Here is a 22,109-nt window from a genome sequence, read left to right on the forward strand (position 1 = left end):
CGGTACGTTCTTCCTCCGCACCACCCCGCCAAAGAGAGCTGCTGAGCCATGGCGACGTCAACGGATCCCAGCGCCGGAGCGAACTCCGCCGCCCAGGCCCCCGGCCGGGGCCCCGCCAAGGGCCCCAACACCGCGTTCCGGGAGCTGCGGGGACAGCGTTCGCCCGGCGAGTTCGCGGCGGCGGTCCGCAGGGCGGCGCGTGAGATCGGCGAGCAGGTCGCCTGTGACGCGCGGTACGTCGGACGCGTGGAGGCCGGCGAGATCCGCTGCCCCAACTACGCCTACGAACGCGTGTTCCGCCATATGTTCCCGGGTTTGACGCTGGCCGACATGGGGTTCTCGTCGCGTGAGGCGGTACGGGGCCGGGGGGCGCGTGCGGGGTGTGGTGCGACCCCGGCGTACGCCACGCATCCGCCGTACCCGCAACACGGCTGCGGCACCATCGACCACCACCACGAAGTTGAACGTGACGAAGTTGAACGTGACGACGAGGAGAGCGACGTGCTGCGTCGCGCATTCATGACCGGCGGCTCCGCCACCCTGGCGGCCGTCTCCCTGGGGCTGCTGCCCGAGCACGCGGCTGCCGCGCCCCACGACTGCGCCCGGCAGCCGGTCCGACTGGTCGGCGAGGCCGAGGTGAGCGCGGTCGAGGAGGCGGTGCGACGGATCCGGCTGCTCGACGACCGGCACGGCGCGAACGGGCTCTACCGCAGGGCCGCGCAGCCCCTGCGGACGGCGTACGCGCTGCTCGACGCGGGCACCGCGCGCCGCTCCACGGCCGACCGGCTGCACGCGGGCGCCGGGGAGCTGGCCATCTCGGTGGGGTGGCTCGCGCATGACTCGGGGCACTACGAGGAGGCCCGCTCGCACTACGCCGAGGCGCTCGCGACCGCCCGGCTCGCGGGCGACCCGGCCCTCGAGGCGCACGCTTTCTGCAATATGTCGTTCCTGGCCAGGGACGCGGGGCGGCCGCGCGAGGCGCTGCGGGCCGCGCAGGCGGGCGGGCGGGCGGCCCGGCGGCTGGGCTCGCCCCGGCTGCTGGCGCTGCTGAGCCTGCGGGAGGCGGGGGGCTGGGCCGGGCTCGGGGACCGGGCGGCGTGCGAACAGTCGCTCGCCCGGGCGCACGCGCTGTTCGCACGCGGGCCGGCCGAGCGGGATCCGGAGTGGATGACGTTCTTCGTGGAGGCGGAGCTGGAGATGCTGGAGGCGCAGTGCTGGTCGGCGCTGGGGGACTGGCCGCGCGCGTCCCGGCACGCCCGGCGCGCCGCGTCCCTCCAGGATCCGCACTTCGCCCGCAACCTGGCGCTGTACCGGGCGGAGCTGGCGGACGATCTGGCTCGGGCCGGGGCGCCGACGGAGTCGGCGGCGGCGGGCCACCAGGTCCTGGACCTCCTGCCCGAGGTCCAGTCCACCCGTATCCAGGCGATGCTCGCCGACACGGCCCGAATCCTGGCCCCCCACGCGACGTGCCCCGAGGTGGGGTCGTTCTTGGACCGCCGAGCGAGTGTGTGAGCCCGGCCTTTGTCTGCGGATGAGTGGGTGGCTGGTCGCGCAGTTCCCCGCGCCCCTGGGTAGTACGGGTCGTTCGGGCGGTTCTCCGCGTCCCTGGACGCTCGCTTTCGTCTGCGGGCCGTGGCCGCTTCTCGCGCAGTTCCCCGCGCCCCTAGGGGGTAGGGGTCAGCCGGAGAGTCCAGCTCAGCCGCAGGCTTTTAGGGGCGCGGGGAACTGCGCGGCCAGCCGAAGGCGGTCCGCAGACGAACGCGCAGCGGCATACGGGGCCCGGGGGCCCGCCCCGCCCACCCCCGAAGGGTTTAGGGAAGGGGCGGGGTGGGGGCAAAAACCCCGGTCAGACCTCCAGGTGGCCCGTATCGTTCCACCGCTCCACAGCCGCCTCCCCATACGCCCACCCCAGCACCGACAACGACGTCGGATCCAGCTTGATCCGCGCGGCGAACCCGATCGGCTCCCCCAGCCACCGCGCCGCGATCGACCGGAGAATGTGCCCGTGCGCGAACACCAGGACATCCCGCCGCCCCGACCGCGCCCACTCCACGACCTCGTCCGCCCGCGCGGAGACCTGCGCCAGCGTCTCCCCGCCCTCGACCCCGTCGCGCCAGATGAACCAGTCGGGCCGGCCCGCCTTGATCTGCGGCGGCGTGAGCCCCTCGTACGCCCCGTAGTCGAACTCCATCAGCGCGTCCCAGTCGGTCGCCCGGTCGCCGAACCCCGCCAGGTCGCACGTCTCACGCGCGCGTACCAGCGGGCTCGTACGGACCTCGACGTCCGCCAGGCCGTCCCAGGGCGCCCGGTGCAGGCGCTCGCCGAGCAGCTTCGCGCCCCGGCGGCCCTCTTCGAGGAGCGGGATGTCGGTACGGCCGGTGTGCTTGCCGGCGAGCGACCACTCGGTCTGCCCGTGCCGGGCGAGCAGGATGCGCGGTTCGGCGGCTGGCATGTCAGGTCACTCCCGGGGCGCGTGCAGAATGCCGAGGGTTCGGCGGAGGTTCACCTCCATCATCGCGCACCCTCGCGGCGCTCTCCCGCGTCCCTTGGGGGTGGGTGCACGAGCGCGCCCACGACCACCGTACGGTTGAACACCTGAACGGGGCCCGACGGGGCCCTGAAGAGAAGATGGAGAGGGTCCGGAGATGCAGCACCCCGCGCCTCGGCCCCGCTGGTGGACCGAGCTGCCGCTCATCGCCATCGTCTATGCCGCCTATTCGGCGGGCCGCCTTCTGGTGAGTGGCAACGAGTCGCAGGCCGTCGACCACGGCCTGGAGATCCTGCGCATAGAGAAGTACCTGCACATCAACGCCGAGCACCCGCTCAACCGGCTCTTCACCCGGACCCCGGAGCTGGGCATACCCGCCGACTTCGCGTACGCGTCGCTGCACTACCTGGTGACGCCCGCGATCCTGGTGTGGCTGTTCCGCCGCCGCCCGGTGCGCTACCGCGCCGCCCGCACCTGGTTGATGCTCTCCACCCTCATGGGCCTGGTCGGCTTCTCGCTGATGCCGACGTGCCCGCCCCGGCTGCTCGACGCCTCGCACGGGTTCGTCGACACGATGGCGCAGTACAGCTCGTACGGCTGGTGGGGCGGCGACGCCAGCGCGCCGCGCGGCATGGGCGGGATGACCAACCAGTACGCGGCGATGCCGAGCCTGCACGTGGGCTGGGCGCTGTGGTGCGGGGTGATGCTGTGGCGCTTCGGCGGCAGCCGGCTGACCCGGGTCCTGGGCGTCCTGTACCCGCTGACCATCACGTTCGTGGTGATGGGCACCGCCAACCACTATCTGCTCGACGCGGTCGCCGGCGCCGTCGTGATGGGCCTGGGCCTGCTGCTCTCCAAGCCCGCGATGCGGCTCGCGGACCTCGTGCGCGCCCGTGTCGCACCCGGCTCGTTCGGCGCACGGGCCCCGATTGTCAGTGCCGGATGCAAGACTTCCACGGGTGAGCGAATCCCAGGGCAGCGCACGTCCGAAGACTCCACCGCGGGAGCGGACGACAGCCATCCGTCAGCGGCTCGCTGAGCTGCGCGGCCCCACGGCCGTGCCGCGCCCGCTGGACGCCCGGGCGCTGGCGGCGCTCGCCGCCAACCCGGGCTGCCGCCGCCGCGCGCTGCTCGACGGGGCGGGCGTCGACAAGGGCGCGCTCGCCGAGGCCCTGGGCTCCCCGTCGGCGGCCTTCGGCCAGTCCCAGTTCGCCATCGCGCGCGGCAACACCTTCGAGTCCCGGGTGAAGTCCGACGGCGGTACGGAACTGCTGAGGCTGCTGCACGAGCGCACCGGCGGCGAGGAGCCCCGGGACGCGGCGGTGCCCGATCTGGCCGCGGCCGGCCCCGAGGGCCGCGCCGCCCGTACCGCGCTCGCCCTGCGGGAGGCGACCGCCTCCGGCGGCTGGACGCTCCTGGACCACCCGATGCTGGCGCTGGAGGTGGCGGGCTCCCCCGCCTATCTGGAGCCGGACGCGGTGGTGGTCGCCCCCGACGGCCGCTGGACGGTCGTCGAGATCAAGTCCTTCCCGATGATCGACGCGGCGGCCGACCCGGCCAAGGTGGGCGCCGCGGCCCGCCAGGCGGCGGTCTACGTGCTGGCGCTCGAACGGGTCGCCGGGCTGGTCAGCGGCGCAGCGCAGGACACCGGCTCCCCGGCCCCCGCCGTCGCTCACTCGGTGCTGCTCGTCTGCCCCAAGGACTTCTCCAACCTGCCCACCGCCTCCCTCGTCGACGTGCGCAAGCAGCTGTCGGTGACCCGGCGCCAGCTGGCCAGGCTCACCCGGATCGAGGAGATCGCCGACGCCCTGGCGCCGGGCGCCAGCTTCGCGCTCGACCAGCCGGCCCCCGAGCTGACCGACACGGTCGAGTCGGTCCCGGCGACGTACGCCCCGGAGTGCCTGTCCGCCTGCGAGCTGGCCTTCCACTGCCGCGACCGGGCCCGCTCGGTGGACGCGGTGACGGCCCTCGGCCGCGGGCTGCGGGCCGAGCTGGGCGGTCTGACCAGCGTCGGCGCGGTCCTGGACGCCGCGCGCGGGCACGCGGGTGACGCGGCGGACCCGGCGGTGGCCGCACTGCGCAGGGCGGCCGCCCTGCGCGCCGAGGCGCTGGCGGGCGCGACCGTGGGAGGCGCCGTATGTCGCTGATCGCCACCCTGGCCCGGCTGGAGGCCGTCGAGGCCGGACGGGCCGCGCCGCTGGCCACCGTGCGCCACCGGCACCTGTCCGAGCAGCCGCTCGTGCTGGTCCCGCTGACCACCTCCGGAGAGGCCGGGGCGCCGCTCGGGGCGCTCGTCGGGACCGACCGGGAGGCGCCCCGGCTCCTCGTCGTGCCGCAGCCGCGCGACCGCGAGCTGCGGTTCGCGTTCCTCGCCGAGCTCGCCGACGCCGTCCTGCCGCACCTGGAGGCGTACGCGGACGAGGTCGAGGCCGCCGAGCGCAGCGAGACGGACCCGGAGACGGGCAAGAAGGTCAAGGTCGAGGTCGAGCTGTGCGCCGACGCGCCGCAGCTGGTGGTGCCGGGCCGGGCCGCGGTCGACTTCGTACGGCTGCTCGGCCGGTCCATGCGCTTTCGCCGGACCGCCGAGCAGGACCCGGACACCCCGCACCCCGCGCCGCCGCGCGTCCCCCTGCTCGGCCGCTGGCTGACGCACTACGGGGAGCGCGCCCGCGTCCCCGGCTCCGCGCTGCTGCTCGCCGCCACCGATCTGCTCGCCAGGCACTGGGCGACCGGCCAGTCCAGCCTGGAGGACCAGCACCTGGGGGCGCTGCTCGCCTGGATCGACCCGCCCGAGGGGGCCACGGGCGCCGAGGCGGCGCTGCGGGCCGAGCTCGCCCGGGACGGGGACGGTCAGCTGCTGTGCCCGCCGGCCGGCCCCGCCACCGACCCGGCCTTCGACAACAAGCTGCTCGCCCCGGCGATCGACCGCTACGACCGCGCCCGCCAGTCGCTGTACGCGGCCGAGGACGGCGGGGCGGCCGACGCGCGCCTGGCCGAGCTGAGCCGGGCCGAGCAGGAGATCCGCCGCCTGGTCGGCGGCCAGCTGCGGCCCACCTGGGACGCCGTGTGGCGCTCCCTGGACCTGCTGCGGGAGCTGCCCGCGGCGCCGCGCGCGGTGGACCGCTGGACCCGGGACCGCTGGTCGTTCACCGCGCACCGCGACCGGGTGCGGGCCGGTGAGCCGCCGCAGCCGCGCCGCGACGACGCGGTGACGGCGGCGGCCAAGCTGGCCTCCCGGGAGAGCGCGCAGGCGCAGCTGGAGGCGCAGGAGGCGCTGGACGACCCGCTGGTGATGGCCGGGCGGCGACTGGCCGGGGAGGCGTTCGCGGGCGAGGTCGTCGACGTGGTGATGGCCTTCTCGGAGTCGAAGCGGCCGAGCCCGCGCCCCCTGGTGACCGTGCGCACCGACGACACGCCGCACCTGGCCGAGCGGGCGAAGGTGTTCCGCTCGCTGGACGGCAAGCCGCAGTCGGCGGAGTTCGTGGGATACGAGGCGGACGGCGCCCTGGTGCTGCGGCTGCTCGACAAGATGGGCCGGAGCAAGGACCCCGCGCCCGGTTCCGTGCCGGAGAAGGGCGACCGGGTGTGCTGGACGCTCTTCGAGCACGACCAGCGCGGCGGCCCCAAGCTCCCCGACCCGGAGGCCACCCCGTGGACCCACGGCGGCCCGCCGGGCACGGCCGCGGAACACCCCGACCCGCTCACCCCGGAGGACGTCCTGTGACCCGTGCCGAGCGCGGCTTCGACCCCGGTGCGGCGGCGGCCGAGGCCACCGGGAAGATCCTGGAGCACACGCTGCACGCCGAGGCCCGGGGCGTCGTCGTGGACTCCCCGCCGGGCGCCGGCAAGTCGACGCTGGTGGTGCGCGCGGCGCTCGAACTGGCCGCCGCCGGGCGCCCGTTGATGGTGGTGGCGCAGACCAACGCGCAGGTCGACGACCTCGTCCTGCGGCTGGCCGAGAAGGAGCCGGAGCTGCCGGTGGGCCGGCTGCACAGCAGCGACGCCGACCCGTACGACAAGGCGCTGGACGACCTCGCGAACGTACGCAAGTCGTCGAAGGCCGGGGATCTGGCGGGCCTGGACGTGGTGCTGTCGACGGCCGCGAAGTGGGCGCACGTCAAGGACGTCGAGCCGTGGGCGCACGCGATCGTGGACGAGGCCTACCAGATGCGCTCCGACGCGCTGCTGGCCGTGGCCGGGCTGTTCGAGCGGGCGCTGTTCGTGGGCGACCCGGGCCAGCTGGACCCGTTCGCGATCGCGGACTCCGAGCAGTGGGCGGGGCTCTCCTACGACCCGTCGGCGAGCGCGGTGACCACGCTGCTCGCGCACAACCCCGAGCTGCCGCAGCACCGGCTGCCGGTCTCCTGGCGGCTGCCCGCGTCGGCGGCGCCGCTGGTCTCCGACGCGTTCTACCCGTACACCCCGTTCCGCAGCGGTACGGACCACGGCGACCGGCGGCTCTCCTTCGGCGTCGCATCCGACGGCTCGGCGCCGGACCGGGCGCTGGACGAGGCGGCCGAGGCGGGCTGGGCCCTCCTCGAGCTGCCGGCGCGCCACACCCCGCGCACCGACCCCGAGGCGGTACGGGCGGTGGCCCAGGTGGTCCGCAGGCTGCTCGACCGGGGCGGCGCGGCGACCAGCGAGCGCTCGCCCGACCCGGTGCCGCTGACCGCCGCCCGGATCGCGGTCGGCACGGCCCACCGCGACCAGGCCGCGGCGGTGCGGGCGGCGCTCGCGGAGCTGGGGGTGACCGGGGTCGCGGTGGACACGGCGAACCGGCTCCAGGGCCGCGAGTTCGACGTGACGGTGGTGCTGCACCCGCTCTCGGGCCGCCCCGACGCGACGGCGTTCCACCTGGAGACCGGCCGGCTGTGCGTCCTGGCCTCCCGGCACCGGCACGCCTGCATCGTGGTGTGCCGCGCGGGCGTGGCGGACCTGCTGGACGAGCACCCCTCGACCGAGCCGGTCCAGCTGGGCGTCACGGTGAAGTTCCCGGACGGCTGGGAGGCGAACCACGCGGTCCTGACCCATCTGTCGGAGCACCGGGTGGTCTGGCGCTCGTAGGGGGCGCGCGGGGTGACCGAGGCCCACTTGCGGGGCGCGGGACAATGGTGGGTGGCCCGGGGCGGACTCCGGGCCGTTGAACTGCGGCAGGAGGAGACCCCGATGGCGGAGCCCGAGCGGAAAGAGCAGCGGCTGAGGCCGGCGCCGTTGCTGTTCGAGCCGGCCGAGGCCGCCGCCGACCCGGAGCACTTCTTCGCCCTGGAGTCGATCGAGGACCCCCGTGAGCTGCTGTCGCGCTCCACGGAGCTGGCACTGGCGTTCCGCGCGGCGGCGGACCGGGCGGTGGAGTTCCAGGCGATCGCGGCGGCCCAGCTGGCCGACCCCCGCCGCTTCGACCGCCTCACGGCGGCGGACATCGCGCGGCGGGCGCAGTGGACCGAGGACTACGCGAAGAAAATGGTGGAGTTCGGCCGGGACCTGTCACGCGGGACGCCATAGCCTGTTGCCCGGCCTTCGTCTGCGGCGTAGTGGGGGGCTTGTCGCGCAGTTCCCCGCGCCCCTGAAACCCGCCTTTGTCTGCGGGCCGTGGCCGGTTGCTCGCGCAGTTCCTCGCGCCCCTAAACCCGCTTTCGTCTGCGGGCCGTGGACGGTTGCTCGCGCAGTTCCTCGCGCCCCTAAACCCGCCTTCGTCTGCGGACCGTAACCGGTTGCTCGCGCAGTTCCTCGCGCCCCTAAACCCGCCTTCGTCTGCGGACCGTGGACGGTTGCTCGCGCAGTTCCTCGCGCCCCTAAACCCGCCTTCGTCTGCGGACCGTGGACGGTTGCTCGCGCAGTTCCTCGCGCCCCTGGTCGTCCGGGGCTGGTCGCCCCGCAGGGGCGTTTCAGGGGCGCGGGGAACTGCGCGACCAGCCCGCCACTCAGCCGCAGACGAAAGGGCTCCCCCGGAGGGTTTAGGGAAGGGGCGGGGTGGGGGAACCGGGCGAGCAGCCAAGACGGCCCGCAGACAAAGTCCGGGCAAAAAACCCCGCACCATACCCCACCCCACCCCGTCCCGCTTTCCCCCAATCCCGAAGGCCCCCCACCCCCAGCCCCGTACATCTAGTGCGTATGAGCATCAGGCAGCGCGAAGAGGCCGCAGAGACCGAAGAGGCCGAAGAAGCCCTGGTCACCGTCACCCCCGAGGGCGCCACCTGGCTGGCCTCGGCCGCGCCGTACCCGCGCAGCACCCTCGCCCTGTGGGAGGACCGGCCCGGCGCCCCCGTCGTCCTGCCCTGCGGCTCGGCCTTCGACGTGGTCAACGTCACCGCCGTCTTCGGGCGCCGGATGCTCGACCTGCTGTGGGGCGAGGGCGCCGGATCGGGCCCGGTCGCCCGGCACCGGGGCCGGACGCTGCTCTTCGCCGCCCCCGGCACCGCCCAGCGCCTGCCCGCCCTGCTCGGCTGGGAGGAGTGGACCGAGGTGCCGCCGCTGCTGTGCCACGGCGCCGGCGACGCGGTCACCGTGCCCGGTCTCCGCCGCCCCGAGCACCCCGGCGCCCCCCGCTGGCTGGTCGCCCCGGACAGCCGCCACCCCTGGCTCCCGGGCCCCGACGTACTGCTCTGGGCCTGCGTCCGAGCCGCCCGAAACCCCACCCCCACGGACCGGCGCTTATCGATTTTTCCTCCCGCCGATCAGGATGCTAAGGTCTACGACGTCAGCAGGCGCCGCTAGCTCAGTTGGTTAGAGCAGCTGACTCTTAATCAGCGGGTCCGGGGTTCGAGTCCCTGGCGGCGCACAGACGGAAAAGGCCCCTCGCGCGAGCGGGGGGCCTTTTCGTGCGCCGGGAGGACACCCCTACGGCGTCACCCGGACCGTCCAGCCCCCCGACCGCGTCCGCCCCGTCGCCTCGATCCGCACCCCGTCCCCGGGCACGGTGTACGTCTCGCCCACGTTCAGCGGCGCGTCCGCGAGCGCCGGGTAGACCGAGTGCTCCCAGCACGCCCCCGAGTCCGGATGCGTGTCCAGGACCTCCACGGGCCCGGTCCCGGACGCCGTCTCGCTGCGGACCCGGTAGATCAGCAGCCCGGACGTACAGGTCGTACGGTCGTTGCCCGCCGCGTCCCGGGCCTCGATGGCGATCGCGCTGTCCTGCGAGGTCCGTACGACCGCGAGCCGGACCCCGCCCGGCCCCACCCGCGCGGGCGACTCCGACAGCGGCGCCAGGGTGAGGCGCGTGGAGCCGCGCGTCGCCACGCACGCGACCTGGCGCCGGTCCAGCCACCCCAGCTTCCACTTCTGCCAGCCGAACAGGTCCGGCGCCATCCCGAACTGGCTGCCCATCACGTCCCAGTCGCCGACGTAGGTGTCCCAGTCGCCCTTGCCGTCCGTCGGACGGTGGTAGAGGTCCGGCAGGTCGAAGACATGGCCGGTCTCGTGGGCGAGCACGTTGCGGTCCGGCGGGTGCTGTTCGAAGACCGTGACGACCCGCTTCAGATCGGTGCCGTCGACCCGCAGCGGCTGGTCGAAGTTGACGACCTTCGTCGCGTCCGAGTCGACGCCCGGCGCGTCCGGGTCGGCGACCAGGTAGACGACGTCGTACGCGGAGAAGTCCACGTCCGGGTCGGCGGCCGTGACGGCGTCGCGCAGATACTCGGTGCGCCGGTCGGGGTCCCAGTCGCGCTGTATGCGGTACGCGGTGGACGGCTTCGGCATCCTCACCCAGTGCGGCCGCGCCTCCGCCCTCAGCCGGAACTTGCCGTACGAGGCACGGGCGAAGAAGTCGCTGGTGGCGGGGAAGTAGTCGGTGGCTAGGTCCTTGGGGGCGGCGACCGGCGACGAGTCCGGGAAGGAGAGGAAGACCATCACCGCCTTCAGCGTGCGCACCGGGCGCGGATAGGCGGTGTTCCAGGTGTCCACTCCCAGCGAGTGGTGTGCGGCGGTACGGGGCAGGGCGCAGGGCATCGCGGATTTGGCGGCCACGGCCGGGCCGGCCGCGAGGGTGGTGGCGGCGACCGCCGTCAGGGAGGTGAGCGCGGCGGCGGCACTGCGCAGCCGGGCACGCTCCACTCCCCCGGGTGTCAGCTGACGCTCCACGTCGACCTCCGGGTACGGAATGCGGGACACCTCACCCACCTTGTGATGGTTTGTGTGATTACGCCCTGTTCCGCTGCCCCAGGTGGGTGAGGGGCCCGACACCAGCCCGACACCCCGATGCCTTACGGAAAGTCACAATTGGTCACATGGGGATCGCCGCTGGCCAGGCGCGTGCAGAAACGATCGGCCTCGGGCGCCCGGTGCGCATGATCACCGTCGTGGAGCTGGATCGGCTCTTGCGCCTGCCTCTATGATCGGCACACTTTCCTGCGTGGATTCAGCCCCGGGCGGCTGTCCTCCACCCGGCCGACGGCCCCGACCACATCTCTGTACGACTCGAATGCACAGCGGGAGCGAGCGGTGAGCGGAACCCCCGAAGGACCGGGAGCAGCCCCCGGGACCATGCGGCCGCCGGTCACAGAGCGTCATCCGGAGGGGCCTGCGGGGCCCTTCGGCCGACCGCCCGAACATCACGCGGTCGGGCGCACCACGGCCGAGCCGCGCGACTACCGCGCGGCCTTCGACGCGGCCCACCTGGCGATGGCCGTCGTCGACCGGGACGGCCATGTGACCGCCGCCAACCACGCGCTGGCCGAGCTGCTCGGCTCCACGCCCGCCGAGCTGTGCGGCCAGGCCGCCGCCGACCTGGTGGACCTCGCCGCCGACGCCCGCACCTGGCACATCTACCAGGACGTGCTCCAGGGCAGCCGTTCCCGGTTCCGCTGCACCCGCCGCCTCAAGCACCCCGACGGGCACTCGCTGTGGGCCGAGGTCACCGTCTCGCCGGTGCGCGACAGCACCGGGGCGCTGCTCTCGATCACGGACGTCAGCGACCGGCGCGAGCTCCAGGCCCGGCTGCGCCACCTCCAGATGCACGACCCGGTGACCCGGCTGCCCAACCGCACGCTCTTCTTCGAGCGGCTGGCGGGCGCGCTGGAGGCCTCCACGTACGGGCGCGGCGGCACCGGCCGGATCGGCATCTGCTACCTCGACCTCGACGGCTTCAAGGCCGTCAACGACACACTGGGCCACCGCATCGGCGACCGGCTCCTGTCCGCGGTCGCGGCCCGCCTCACGCACTGCGCCGACCAGTGCGGGTACGCCCGCAGCGGCGGCCACCTGGTGGCGCGTCTGGGCGGCGACGAGTTCGCGGTCCTGGTCGAGGACTCGACGGGCACCGAGCAGCTGGCGGATCTGGCGCAGTCCGTACTGGCCGTGCTCCAGCAGCCGTTCGACCTCGCCGGGCAGCGGCTGTCCGTCTCGGCGTCCATCGGCGTGGTGGAGCGGGCGGTCGCGGGGACGACGGCGACGGGTCTGATGCAGGACGCCGACACGACGCTGTACTGGGCGAAGGCCGACGGGAAGGCCCGCTGGACCCTCTTCGACCCCGAGCGCAACGCGCACCGGATGACCCGTCAGGCGCTCTCCTCCACGCTGCGGCCCGCCGTGGAGCGGGGCGAGTTCACCCTGGAGTACCAGCCGCTGGTGGGGATGGCCGACGGAGCCGTGGAGGGCGTCGAGGCGCTTGTCCGATGGAACCATCCGCAGTTCGGCACACTTGCGCCGAATCGGTTCATCGGAATTGCGGAAGAGGACGGCTCGATCGTCCAGCTCGGCCGCTGGGTCCTTCGTACGGCCTGCCGGCAGGCGCGCCGCTGGCAGATCGAGCACCCCGGGGTGCCGCCGATCTTCGTCAGCGTGAACGTGGCCGTGCGCCAGGTCTGGGACTCCGACCTGGTCGCGGACGTGGCGGAGATCCTGGCGGAGACGGGCCTGGCCCCGCACCTGCTCCAGCTGGAACTCACGGAGTCCGCCGTGATGGGCTCGGCGGGCCGCCCCCTCCAGGCCCTCCAGGCGCTGTCCGACATGGGCGTACGGATCGCCATCGACGACTTCGGCACGGGTTACTCGAACCTGGCGTATTTGTCTCGCCTCCCGGTCTCCGTCCTGAAACTGGACGGCTCCTTCGTCCGGGGCTTCCAGTACGACGAGGGCGGCACGCACCCCAACCCCGCCGACGAGACGATCGTCGAGGCGCTGGTGCAGCTGGCGCACCGCCTGGGGCTGAAGGTGACGGCGGAGTGCGTGGAGACGGTGCATCAGGCTGGGCGGTTGCGGCGGATCGGGTGCGATACGGGGCAGGGGTGGCTGTATTCGCGGGCGATCGCGCCGGAACTGATCGCGACGATGCTGTCCGCCGGGTGCCGGCGTAGTGGCCCGGCCTCTGTCTGCGGCTGAGTGGGGCCTTTTGTGCCCGGCCTTTGTCTGCGGGTGAGTGGGTGGTTGCTCGCGCAGTTCCCCGCGCCCCTGATCCCGCCCGGCCTTTGCCTGCGGCTGAGTGGTGGGTTGCTCGCGCAGTTCCCCGCGCCCCTTAGGTAGTCGGCCGCAGCCGGAGGACTCTGCTCGGCCACGGGCCCTTGGGGTGTACGCCGTCCCCCTGGGAACCAGCTCAGCCCCAGGCCGCCAGGGGCGCGGGGAACTGCGCGAGAAGAGGCCACCGGCCCGCAGCCAACCAACCACCCAGGGGCGCGGGGAACTGCGCGAGCAACCGGCCACGGGCCGCAGGCGAACGAGGGTTTTCAGGGGCGCGGGGAACTGCGTGAGCAACCCGCCACCGGGCCGCAGGCCCGCAGCCCCCTCGGCGGCCCAGGCAAACCGGCCCCCCACCCCCGGAGGGTTTAGGGAAGGGGCGGGGTGGGGCGACAAGAAGGCCGCCCCACCCCCGGCACGGGGTGGGGCGGCCTCCCCCCGAAGGGGGCTCAGGGCAGACGCGTCAGCACGCCCCCAGGTCCTGCCACACCCCCCACTCGCCCGTCGTCCCCGGCTCCTCCCCCTGCGTCCACCACTTCGCCTTCCAGTTGTGGCCCTTGTGGGAGACCTGCGTACCGCCGGTGTACGTACCGCCCTTGTCCCAGGCCGCAGCCGTGCACCCGGTCGTCGGCGGGGTGGTGGGCGGCGTCGTGGGCGGAGTGGTCGGCGGGGTGGTCGGAGGCGTCGTCGGCGGCGTCGTCGGGTCCGGCGTCGAGGACGGCGACGAGCCGACCGCCGTGACGATCTGGTTCAGGAGCGTCGTCCGGTCGTCGAGGCCGAGCAGGGAGTACATCATCGCCCCCGCCAGCCCCCGGCTGTGCGCGTAGTCGGCCCGCGCCTGGATCGACTTCTGGTTCAGGCCGGTGAAGAACTCGCCGTCCTTGTAGAAGTAGGACGCCTTCGCCTGGTCGTCCCAGAACGTCGTCGCCGCGTTGTCGACGATCCCGCCGAGCTCCTTGTAGTGGGCGATGCCCGGCTGCTGGCTCAGCGGACGCGCGCCGGACGGGCCGGTCGCGGCCTGGGCGAGGCCGTTCGCGGAGCCCGCGGGGACGCCCTTCCAGCCGCGGTAGTAGAACTCGTACCCGAGGGTGAGCTTGTTCGCGGGGAAGCCGCCCGCGATGCCGTACGCCGCGTTCCCGTCCAGCCAGGAGTCGACCGCGTTGGCGATCGAGTACTTCTGCGTACCCGGCTTGATCACGTCGGTCGGGTCGTTGGCGCCCGAGTACAGCGGCGACTGGTGGTACGTCGGCCCGTCGCCGTCCCAGCCGCCGTGCATGTCGTACGTCATGACGTTGGCGTAGTCGAGGTACTGCCCGACCTTGTCGGTCTCGATGTTCTTGATCTTGTCCTGGCCGGCCGGCATCGCCGCCGTCAGCAGGTACTTCTTGCCGCCGTGCGCGGCCCCGTACGCGTCGAGCTGCTTGCGGAACTCGGCGAGCAGGAGGGTGAAGTTCTGCTTGTCCTCGGGCGCGTAGTGGTTGCCGAGGTGGCCATCGGGCGAGCCGGGGTACTCCCAGTCGATGTCGATGCCGTCGAAGATGTCGGCGGCCGAGCCGGGGCCGCCGTAGCCGCCCTCGACCGGCAGGTCGCCCTGGATGTACTGCTTGATGCAGGAGGCGACCAGCTTCTTGCGGCTCGCGTCCGACTTGGCCGCGTCGGAGAAGTACTTGGAGTAGCTCCAGCCGCCGATCGAGATGTTGATCTTCAGCTTGGGGTACTTCGCCTTCAGCTGCTTGAACTGGTTGAAGACGCCGACGATGGGCTGGTCCCACTTGTCGGCCACGCCGCTGACGCTGTCCGCCGCGCTGAAGGACTTCTGGTAGTCGGCGTAGGAGTCGCCCGCGCCGTCACCGGCGCTCGCGTTGTTGTCGTCGCCCGCCGCCTTGTTGGCCTCGAAACAGGTGAGGTCGGTGGGGTGGATGTTGCCGAACGAGTAGTTGATGACGTCCAGCTTGCCCGCGATGCCCCGGGTGTCGAGGTGCTTGGGATAGAAGGCGTTCCCGTACACGCTCCACTGGTCGTAGTACGCGATCTTCACGCCCCCGGTGGAGGCGGCGACGGTCTGCGCGTCGGCGGCCGAGGCGGCGCCGGCCGGGCCGAGGCCCGCGAAGGCGGCCAGCGCGCCCGCGGCGAGCGTCGCGGTCGTCAGGGCTGCGGCTAGAGGTCTGCGGACGGGCACGGTCGGCCTCCGGTGGGCTGAGCGGAACGGCGGTTGGAGCAGTGATAGCGATCACGCCATGCCCGCGTCAATGGTCTGAACCAAATTGAGGACTAGACCAATTTGAGCGCGAAACCGCTTGTCAGGGAGGTGGACCGGATACGCCGACCGCTCGCCACCATCGGTGACGAGCGGTTTAAGGCTGTCTTATGGATCTTGGAAGGGGCCGTGAACGGGTTGGACCACCCACCGCGCGGAAGCCAGGATTTACCGGCGGGTGAGCCCCGCGTGGGTGCCGCGACGATCACCGGGAGCGGCCCCGGGCGGTCACGCCGAGGGCGCCCCGTACACCTCCGCGATCAGCTCGTACGAACGCAGCCGCGCCTCGGGCGAGTGCGCGTTCGCGGTCAGCATCAGCTCGTCCGCGCCGGTCCGCTTCTGGAGCGCGTCGAGCCCGTCGCGCACCTCCTCGGCCGTACCGGAGACCACGTTGGCGAGCCAGCCGTCGACGAACTCCCGCTCCAGCGGGCTGAAGGAGTACGCGGCGGCCTCCTCCGGGGTCGGCACCAGGCCCGGGCGGCCGGTGCGCAGCCGCACCATCGACAGGGCGTTGGTGAGCGTCTGGCGGCGCGCCTCGGCCTCGCTGTCGGCGGCCAGCGCCGAGACGCCGATCAGCGCGTACGGCGCGTCGAGGACCCGCGAGGGCCGGAACGACTCGCGGTAGAGGTCGAGCGCCGGCACGGTGTTGGCGGCCGAGAAGTGGTGCGCGAAGGCGAACGGCAGGCCCAGCATCCCGGCGAGCCGGGCGCTGAAGCCGGAGGAACCGAGCAGCCAGATCGGCGGCCGCCCGGTGGGGCCCTGCACGGGGCCGGGCACGGCGTGGATCCGGGCGTAGGGGTGCCCGTCGGGGAAGTCGTCGTCCAGGAACCGGGTCAACTCGCTGAGCTGCTTCGGGAATTCGTCCGCGCCCTCACTGAGGTGGTCGGTGCGGCGCAGGGCCGCCGCCGTCGCGCCGTCGGTGCCGGGCGCGCGCCCCAGGCCCAGGTCGATCCGCCCGGGAGCCAGCGCCTCCAGGGTGCCGAACTGCTCGGCGATCACCAGCGGCGCGTGGTTGGGCAGCATGACGCCGCCGGAGCCGAGCCGGATGCGCTCGGTGTGGGCGGCGAGGTGGGCGAGGATGACGGCCGGGGACGAGGAGGCCACGCCGGGCATGGAGTGGTGCTCGGCCACCCAGTGGCGGGTGAAGCCGCGCCGCTCGGCGAGCCGGGCGATCTCCACGCTGGTGCGCAGGGCCCTGGTCGCGGTGTAGCCGCTGCCGACCGTCACCAGGTCCAGCACGGACAGGGGCACGGGCGCGCTGCCGAACGCCGTCCCTCGAATGTCGTCCACGTCCACCGGTCCGCTCCTCCAGTTCATGCCGTACGGGTACGGCGGTACGGATACCCCGAAGCTAACAGGAGGCTGTCTCCGTTTTATTCCCCGCCCGTCGGGCCGCCGCCCCGGACGCTGTCGATCAGCAAACACGGGTACGACCCCGGACATGACCGATCCGACGAGAGGCCCCACCTCACTCGCTGACCTGACGGCCCATCAACTTCTGTACGGATACGGCAAGGGCGACTTCTCCCCCGTCGAGGCGGTCCGGGACGTGCTGGAGCGGATCGCCGCCGTGCAGCCCCGGATCAACGCCTTCGTCCGGGTCGACGCCGAGGCGGCGCTGGCCCGCGCCGAGGAGTCCACCGCCCGGTGGCGGGCCGGGGAGCCGCGCGGGCTGCTCGACGGGGTGCCGGTGTCCGTCAAGGACTCCCTCCCGGTGGCCGGCGGCCCGACCCTGCGCGGCTCCACGCTCCCGCCGGGGCCCGGGCCCTGGAACGTGGACGCGCCCGCCGTGGCCCGGCTGCGCGAGCACGGGGCGGTGTTCGTGGGCAAGACCACGATGCCCGAGTTCGGCTGGAAGGGGGTCACCGACTCGGCGCTCTCGGGGATCACCCGCAACCCGCACCACCCCGCGCGCACGGCCGGCGGCTCCAGCGGCGGCAGCGCGGCGGCGGTGGCGGCCGGGGCGGCCCCGCTCTCGCTCGGCACCGACGGCGGCGGCTCGGTCCGCATCCCCGCCTCGTTCTGCGGGGTGGTCGGGCTGAAGCCCACGTACGGGCGGGTGCCGCTGTTCCCGCCGAGCCCGTTCGGCTCGCTCGCGCACATCGGGCCGATCGCGCGGGACGCGGCCGACACCGCGCTGCTGCTCGACGTGATCAGCGGCGCCGACTGGCGCGACTGGTCGGCGGCCGACGGCTCCCCGCCGCTCTCGCCGGGCCTCGGCGAGGGCGTGAAGGGCCTGCGGATCGCCTACTCGCCCTCCTTCGGCGGCCAGGTGGCCGTGCGCCCCGAGGTCGCGGCGGCGGTACGGGCGGCGGTGACCCGGCTCGCCGGGCTCGGCGCGTACGTCGAGGAGGCCGACCCCGACTTCGCGGACCCGGTCGCCGCCTTCCACACGCTGTGGTTCGCGGGCGCGGCCCGGATGGTCGGCCGGCTCCCCACCGAGCGGCGGGCGGCGCTGGAGCCGGGCCTGCGGGAGATCGCCGAGCAGGGCGCGCGGTACTCGGCGGTCGACTATCTGGCCGCCCTCGACGTCCGGGCGGAGCTCGGCCACCGGATGGCGCGCTTCCACCGCACCTACGACCTGCTGGTCACCCCGACCCTGCCGATCACCGCGTTCGAGGCGGGCGCGGAGCTTCCGCACGGCTCCGGGCTGCGCCGGTGGACGGGATGGACCCCGTTCACGTACCCCTTCAACCTGACCTGCCAGCCGGCGCTCACGGTGCCGGTCGGGACCGACGCCGACGGGCTGCCGATCGGCCTCCAGCTGGTCGCCGCGCGCCACCGCGACACGCTGGTGCTGAGGGGGGCGCGGGCACTGGAGGGATGAGAGGGACGCATGGCGGCGCTGATCGCGGGTAGCGGCGCCGCCATGGTTCGAGCAACTGCACGACGAACGTTTCTGGCCGGAGGTGTCGGGGCGGCCCTCGCCGCCGCCGGCTGCTCCCGGGTGCCCGACGGCGACGCGCTCGGGCGCCTCAGATCGCAGGGCACGGTACGGCTGGGGATCGCCGGAGAGGTCCCGTACGGCTATGTCGACGAGGACGGCCGGTTCACCGGAGAGGCGCCGGAGCTCGCCAAAGTGATCTTCAAGCGGCTGGGCATCGACCGCGTCCAGCCGGTGGCCACCGACTTCTCCTCCCTCGTCCCCGGCCTCAACTCCCAGCAGTTCGACGTCGTCTCGGCCGGGATGTACATCAACAAGGAGCGCTGCGCACAGGTCCTGTTCGCCGACCCCGAGTACCAGATGCTCGACGCGTTCATCGTGCGCAAGGGCAACCCCAAGGGGCTGCACACCTACCAGGACGTGGTGCGCACCCGCGCCCGCTTCGCCACCGGGACCGGCTACGCGGAGATCCAGTACGCCGTCGCCGCCGGCATCCCGGAGAAGGACATCGTGATCCTCCAGGACCAGGTCGCCGGGCTGAACGCGGTGGAGTCCGGCCGCGTCGACGTCTTCGCCGGGACCGCGCTCACCACCCGCGCCGTGGTGCGCAAGAGCAGCCGCACCGAGGCCACCGCGCCCTTCGCCGCCGTGGTCGACGGCAAGAAGAAGGTCGACGGCGGCGGCTTCGCCTTCCGGCCCACCGACACCACGCTGCGCGACGCCTTCAACACCGAGCTGCACAAGATGCGCGCCAGCGGCGAACTCTTCCGGATCCTGCGGCCGTTCGGCTTCACCGAGGCCGAGATGACCACCCTCACCGCCAAGGAGCTGTGCCGATGACGGCGGGCCTGTGGCAGCACTGGGTGCTGCCGGGAATCTGGATCACGATCCAGCTGACGGTGTACAGCGCGGCGCTGGCCGCCGCCGTCGCCTTCGGGGTCGGCATGGCCCGTACGCACCGCTCCCGGTTCGTACGGTTCCTGGCCGGCTTCTACACCGAGGTCTTCCGGGGCACCTCCGCCCTGGTCCTGATGTTCTGGCTGTTCTTCGTGCTGCCGCCGCTGGTCGGCTGGCAGCTGGTGCCGATGTGGGCGGCCGTCCTCGCGCTCGGCCTGTCCTACGGGGCGTACGGCGCGGAGATCGTCCGGGGCGCCCTGAAGGCCGTCCCGACCGCCCAGCGCGAAGCCGGTATCGCCCTCAGCCTCACGCCCTGGCAGCGGATGCGGCTGGTGCTGCTGCCGCAGGCGGTGCCGGAGATGATCCCGCCGTTCTGCAACCTGCTGGTGGAGCTGCTCAAGGGCACCGCGCTGGTCTCGCTGCTCGGCGTCGGCGACGTGTCGTTCGCCGCGTACCTGGTCCGGCTCGCCACCCAGGACAGCGCCCAGATCTACAGCGTCACGCTCGTCGTCTACTTCGTCCTCGCCTTCGGGATCACCCGGGGCATGAAGGCGCTGGAGCGCCGCACCAAGGCCAATCTGGGGGTGACGGTCAAGTGACGCTGTCGGCTCAAGGAGCGCAGTCCTCCTGGGACTGGTCCGCCGTCGCGGACTTCATGCCGCGCTTCTGGGACGGGGTGCTCGTCACCCTCCAGGTCCTGGCGCTCGGCTCGCTCATCTCGTTCTCGCTGGGCCTGGTGTGGGCGCTCGGCCTGCGCGCGCCCTCCCGGCTCCTGCGGTGGCCGGTGACCGCCGTCACCGAGTTCATCCGCACCACGCCGCTGCTGGTGCAGCTGTTCTTCCTGTTCTTCGTGCTGCCCGAGTGGGGCGTGAAGTTCTCCGCCCTGACCACCGGCGTGCTCGCCATCGGGCTGCACTACTCGACGTACACCGCGCAGGTCTACCGGGCCGGCATCGACGCCGTGCCCAAGGGGCAGTGGGAGGCGGCCACCGCGCTCAGCCTGCCCACGCACCGGACCTGGCTGGCGGTGATCCTGCCGCAGGCGGTCCGCAGGATCGTTCCCGCGCTCGGCAACTACGTCATCTCGATGCTGAAGGACACCCCGCTGCTCGCCGGGATCAGCGTCCTCGAACTCCTTCAGCAGTCCCGTCTGGAGGGCGCGTCGACCTTCCAGTACACCGAGCCGCTGACCGTGGTCGGTGTCGCCTTCATCCTCATCGCCTATCCGGCATCCCTTCTCGTACGAGCCCTGGAGCGCCGCCTTGCCCGCTGACCTCTCCCCCAAGCCCGCCCCGTCCTCCCCCGCCGCCGCCCCGGACTCGCCCCTGATCACCTTCGACAACGTGACCAAGCGCTTCGGCGCCACCACGGTCCTGGACGATCTGTGCTTCTCGGTGCGGCCGGGCAGGCACGTCACGCTGATCGGCCCCTCCGGCTCCGGCAAGACCACGATCCTGCGGCTGCTGATGACCTTGGAGACACCCGACTCCGGGACGATCCAGGTCAATGGGGACCGGCTGTTTCCGGCCGCCGAGAGAGAGCGCCGGGAGGCCCGGAAGAAGATCGGGATGGTCTTCCAGCAGTTCAACCTCTTCCCCAACATGACGGTGCTGCGCAACCTCACCGAGGCGCCGGTCCGGGTGCTCGGGCTGTCACCGGACGAGGCCGAGGCGCGGGCGCGGGACCTGCTGGAGCTGGTGGGTCTCGCCGACCGCGCCGGGGCCAAGCCCTCGCAGCTCTCCGGCGGCCAGCAGCAGCGGGTCGCGATCGCCCGGGCCCTCGCGATGCGGCCCCAGGTGCTGCTTCTCGACGAGGTGACCTCCGCGCTCGACCCGGAGCTGGTGGCCGGGGTCCTGGACGTCCTGCGGGACATCGCGACCACGACGGACATCACCATGCTGTGCGTCACCCACGAGATGAACTTCGCGCGCGACATCTCGGACGAGGTCATGATGTTCGATTCCGGGAAGGTCATCGAGTCGGGTCCGCCGGAGAAAATCTTCTCCGGGGCAGAGCACGAACGCACGCGCGAGTTCCTGGGTGCGGTGCTCTGACCTCTGGTTCCGGCCAGAGACCTTACCCCTGGCATATGCCAGGCGGATGCGCCCCTGCTCGCGAGCCGGGGCGCATCATCAATCTCGTCAACACCCCCACCGCAAACGGGCCTTGGCGGTTATCGTGGAACGGTGAAGCTGTCCACCTTCGCAGCCTCGACCTGCTAGGGGGAAACCGTGGCGCTGAAGCCCGAGCCGACCGCGCCGTTCCACTCGGTGCAGTACGCCTTCCGCGTCCTGGAGACGATCTCCAAGCACGGGAGCGGAGTGACGGACGTCCAGATCGCACGAGAGACCGGTCTGCCGACCGCGCACCTCGCCTCCCTCCTGCTCATGCTCCGCTGCGAGGGCTATGTGGAGCAGGTCGCCGACGGCGCGTATGTGATCGGCGACTCGACCGTCCTGCTGGGCTCCGGCGTGGTGCGCCAGCAGGCCCTGGAGGCCAAGCTCCAGGCCACCCTCACCGAGCTGCGCGACTCGGTCGGCGCGGCGGTCTACATCAGCCGGTACATCGACGGCGAAGTGAAGATCACGCAGTACGCGGACGGCCCGCGCGCCCCGAAGGTGAACGAGTGGGTGGACTTCCGCTCGGCGGCCCACGCCAGCGCGGTCGGCAAGTGCCTGCTCACCCAGCTCGACCAGAACGGGCGGCGCGACCACCTCTCGCGCCACAAGATCGCCCGGCTCACCTCGCGGACCATCACCAACGAACGCGTGCTCTTCAACAAGCTGGACAGCCAGCCGGCGACGGTCCCGGTCCTCGACCTCCAGGAGTACGCGGTGGGCACGGTCTGCGCGGCCGTCCCGCTCACGGCGGGCTCGGCGGTCGGCTGCCTGCCGCTCTCGCTCCCGATCGAACACGCCCACCGGCTGCGCTCGGCGGCCGACACCCTGAACCGCCGGGCCGCTCCCGTGGTGCTCTCACTGGCGATCTAGGCGTTTCGTTTCCGTAATCCGATCCGTGATCCGAGGGTGGCAGGAGCACCCCCTCGGACCAGGTAGTATTTTCTCTGTCAGCAGGCGCCGCTAGCTCAGTTGGTTAGAGCAGCTGACTCTTAATCAGCGGGTCCGGGGTTCGAGTCCCTGGCGGCGCACAGACAGCAGGAAGCCCTTCGCGAAAGCGGAGGGCTTTTTGCGTTGCCC

18 protein-coding genes and 2 tRNA genes are annotated in these 22,109 nt (G+C 72.8%); 16 read left to right on the plus strand and 4 right to left on the minus strand.

Features of this window, described 5'->3' with window-relative positions; genetic code table 11:
* The first annotated feature begins 48 nt into the window (after nucleotides 1–48).
* Nucleotides 49–1,512, plus strand: coding sequence for an NsdA family TPR-like regulatory protein (locus tag ABD236_RS25060; protein ID WP_344077045.1), 1,464 nt, complete (start codon nucleotides 49–51; stop codon nucleotides 1,510–1,512).
* A gap of 334 nt (nucleotides 1,513–1,846) precedes the next feature.
* Here ABD236_RS25060 and ABD236_RS25065 read toward each other — a convergent pair whose 3' ends face one another.
* Nucleotides 1,847–2,452 carry a histidine phosphatase family protein gene (locus ABD236_RS25065; RefSeq protein WP_344077047.1) on the minus strand — a complete coding sequence of 202 codons (606 nt, stop codon included), beginning with the start codon at nucleotides 2,450–2,452 and terminating at the stop codon, nucleotides 1,847–1,849.
* A gap of 193 nt (nucleotides 2,453–2,645) precedes the next feature.
* On the opposite strand from ABD236_RS25065, the gene ABD236_RS25070 reads away from it, so the two are divergent.
* From ABD236_RS25070 to ABD236_RS25100, 7 genes are all read left to right on the plus strand, one after another.
* The gene (locus ABD236_RS25070) at nucleotides 2,646–3,527 is read left to right on the plus strand and encodes a phosphatase PAP2 family protein (protein ID WP_344077049.1); all 882 of its coding nucleotides are present in this window, start codon (nucleotides 2,646–2,648) and stop codon (nucleotides 3,525–3,527) included.
* Complete coding sequence (locus ABD236_RS25075; protein WP_344077052.1) at nucleotides 3,448–4,635, plus strand: hypothetical protein; 1,188 nt, start codon at nucleotides 3,448–3,450, stop codon at nucleotides 4,633–4,635. Before ABD236_RS25070 ends, ABD236_RS25075 begins: the two co-directional genes overlap by 80 nt.
* Nucleotides 4,626–6,212 carry a hypothetical protein gene (locus ABD236_RS25080; protein WP_344077054.1) on the plus strand — a complete coding sequence of 529 codons (1,587 nt, stop codon included), beginning with the start codon at nucleotides 4,626–4,628 and terminating at the stop codon, nucleotides 6,210–6,212. The genes ABD236_RS25075 and ABD236_RS25080 overlap by 10 nt, the downstream gene beginning before the upstream one ends.
* Nucleotides 6,209–7,552 carry an AAA domain-containing protein gene (locus tag ABD236_RS25085; protein ID WP_344077056.1) on the plus strand — a complete coding sequence of 448 codons (1,344 nt, stop codon included), beginning with the start codon at nucleotides 6,209–6,211 and terminating at the stop codon, nucleotides 7,550–7,552. Before ABD236_RS25080 ends, ABD236_RS25085 begins: the two co-directional genes overlap by 4 nt.
* A gap of 102 nt (nucleotides 7,553–7,654) precedes the next feature.
* On the plus strand, nucleotides 7,655–7,990 hold the full coding sequence (locus ABD236_RS25090; RefSeq protein WP_344077058.1) for a hypothetical protein: 336 nt from the start codon (nucleotides 7,655–7,657) through the stop codon (nucleotides 7,988–7,990).
* Between the two features lie 609 nt (nucleotides 7,991–8,599).
* Entirely contained in the window at nucleotides 8,600–9,202 is a 603-nt protein-coding gene (locus tag ABD236_RS25095; protein ID WP_344077060.1) for a bifunctional DNA primase/polymerase, read from the plus strand.
* Nucleotides 9,193–9,266 (plus strand) — tRNA-Lys (locus ABD236_RS25100). The genes ABD236_RS25095 and ABD236_RS25100 overlap by 10 nt, the downstream gene beginning before the upstream one ends.
* A 59-nt stretch (nucleotides 9,267–9,325) precedes the next feature.
* Here the strand turns inward: ABD236_RS25100 and ABD236_RS25105 are convergent.
* Entirely contained in the window at nucleotides 9,326–10,594 is a 1,269-nt protein-coding gene (locus ABD236_RS25105; protein WP_344077062.1) for a M6 family metalloprotease domain-containing protein, read from the minus strand.
* Between the two features lie 330 nt (nucleotides 10,595–10,924).
* Here ABD236_RS25105 and ABD236_RS25110 point away from each other — a divergent pair, with 330 nt between their 5' ends.
* Nucleotides 10,925–12,802, plus strand: coding sequence for a putative bifunctional diguanylate cyclase/phosphodiesterase (locus tag ABD236_RS25110; protein ID WP_344077064.1), 1,878 nt, complete (start codon nucleotides 10,925–10,927; stop codon nucleotides 12,800–12,802).
* 535 nt (nucleotides 12,803–13,337) lie between these two features.
* Here the strand turns inward: ABD236_RS25110 and ABD236_RS25115 are convergent.
* Both ABD236_RS25115 and ABD236_RS25120 read right to left on the minus strand, forming a co-directional pair.
* Nucleotides 13,338–15,053: a glycosyl hydrolase family 18 protein gene (locus tag ABD236_RS25115; protein WP_344077066.1), complete on the minus strand. Its 1,716-nt coding sequence runs from the start codon at nucleotides 15,051–15,053 to the stop codon at nucleotides 13,338–13,340.
* Nucleotides 15,054–15,359: 306 nt separating this feature from the next.
* Entirely contained in the window at nucleotides 15,360–16,448 is a 1,089-nt protein-coding gene (locus ABD236_RS25120) for an LLM class flavin-dependent oxidoreductase (protein ID WP_344077069.1), read from the minus strand.
* Between the two features lie 124 nt (nucleotides 16,449–16,572).
* On the opposite strand from ABD236_RS25120, the gene ABD236_RS25125 reads away from it, so the two are divergent.
* The 7 genes from ABD236_RS25125 (at nucleotide 16,573) to ABD236_RS25155 (ending at nucleotide 22,060) form a co-directional block, all read left to right on the plus strand.
* Nucleotides 16,573–17,958 (plus strand): amidase, encoded by a 1,386-nt coding sequence (locus ABD236_RS25125; RefSeq protein WP_344077071.1) that lies wholly within the window; start codon nucleotides 16,573–16,575, stop codon nucleotides 17,956–17,958.
* A gap of 42 nt (nucleotides 17,959–18,000) precedes the next feature.
* Nucleotides 18,001–18,855, plus strand: a complete 855-nt coding sequence (gene ehuB, locus ABD236_RS25130; RefSeq protein ID WP_344077073.1) for an ectoine/hydroxyectoine ABC transporter substrate-binding protein EhuB — start codon at nucleotides 18,001–18,003, stop codon at nucleotides 18,853–18,855.
* Nucleotides 18,852–19,511 (plus strand): ectoine/hydroxyectoine ABC transporter permease subunit EhuC, encoded by a 660-nt coding sequence (gene ehuC / locus ABD236_RS25135; protein ID WP_344077075.1) that lies wholly within the window; start codon nucleotides 18,852–18,854, stop codon nucleotides 19,509–19,511. Before ehuB ends, ehuC begins: the two co-directional genes overlap by 4 nt.
* 56 nt (nucleotides 19,512–19,567) lie before the next feature.
* Nucleotides 19,568–20,185, plus strand: coding sequence for an ectoine/hydroxyectoine ABC transporter permease subunit EhuD (gene ehuD / locus ABD236_RS25140; RefSeq protein ID WP_344077122.1), 618 nt, complete (start codon nucleotides 19,568–19,570; stop codon nucleotides 20,183–20,185).
* A gap of 52 nt (nucleotides 20,186–20,237) precedes the next feature.
* Nucleotides 20,238–20,966 (plus strand): amino acid ABC transporter ATP-binding protein, encoded by a 729-nt coding sequence (locus tag ABD236_RS25145; protein ID WP_425543946.1) that lies wholly within the window; start codon nucleotides 20,238–20,240, stop codon nucleotides 20,964–20,966.
* A 177-nt stretch (nucleotides 20,967–21,143) separates the two neighbouring features.
* Nucleotides 21,144–21,902, plus strand: coding sequence for an IclR family transcriptional regulator (locus tag ABD236_RS25150; RefSeq protein ID WP_344077079.1), 759 nt, complete (start codon nucleotides 21,144–21,146; stop codon nucleotides 21,900–21,902).
* 84 nt (nucleotides 21,903–21,986) lie between these two features.
* Nucleotides 21,987–22,060 (plus strand) — tRNA-Lys (locus tag ABD236_RS25155).
* Nucleotides 22,061–22,109: the final 49 nt, after the last annotated feature.

The sequence above is a fragment of the Streptomyces crystallinus genome, assembly GCF_039521265.1.
GTDB lineage: Bacteria > Actinomycetota > Actinomycetes > Streptomycetales > Streptomycetaceae > Streptomyces > Streptomyces crystallinus.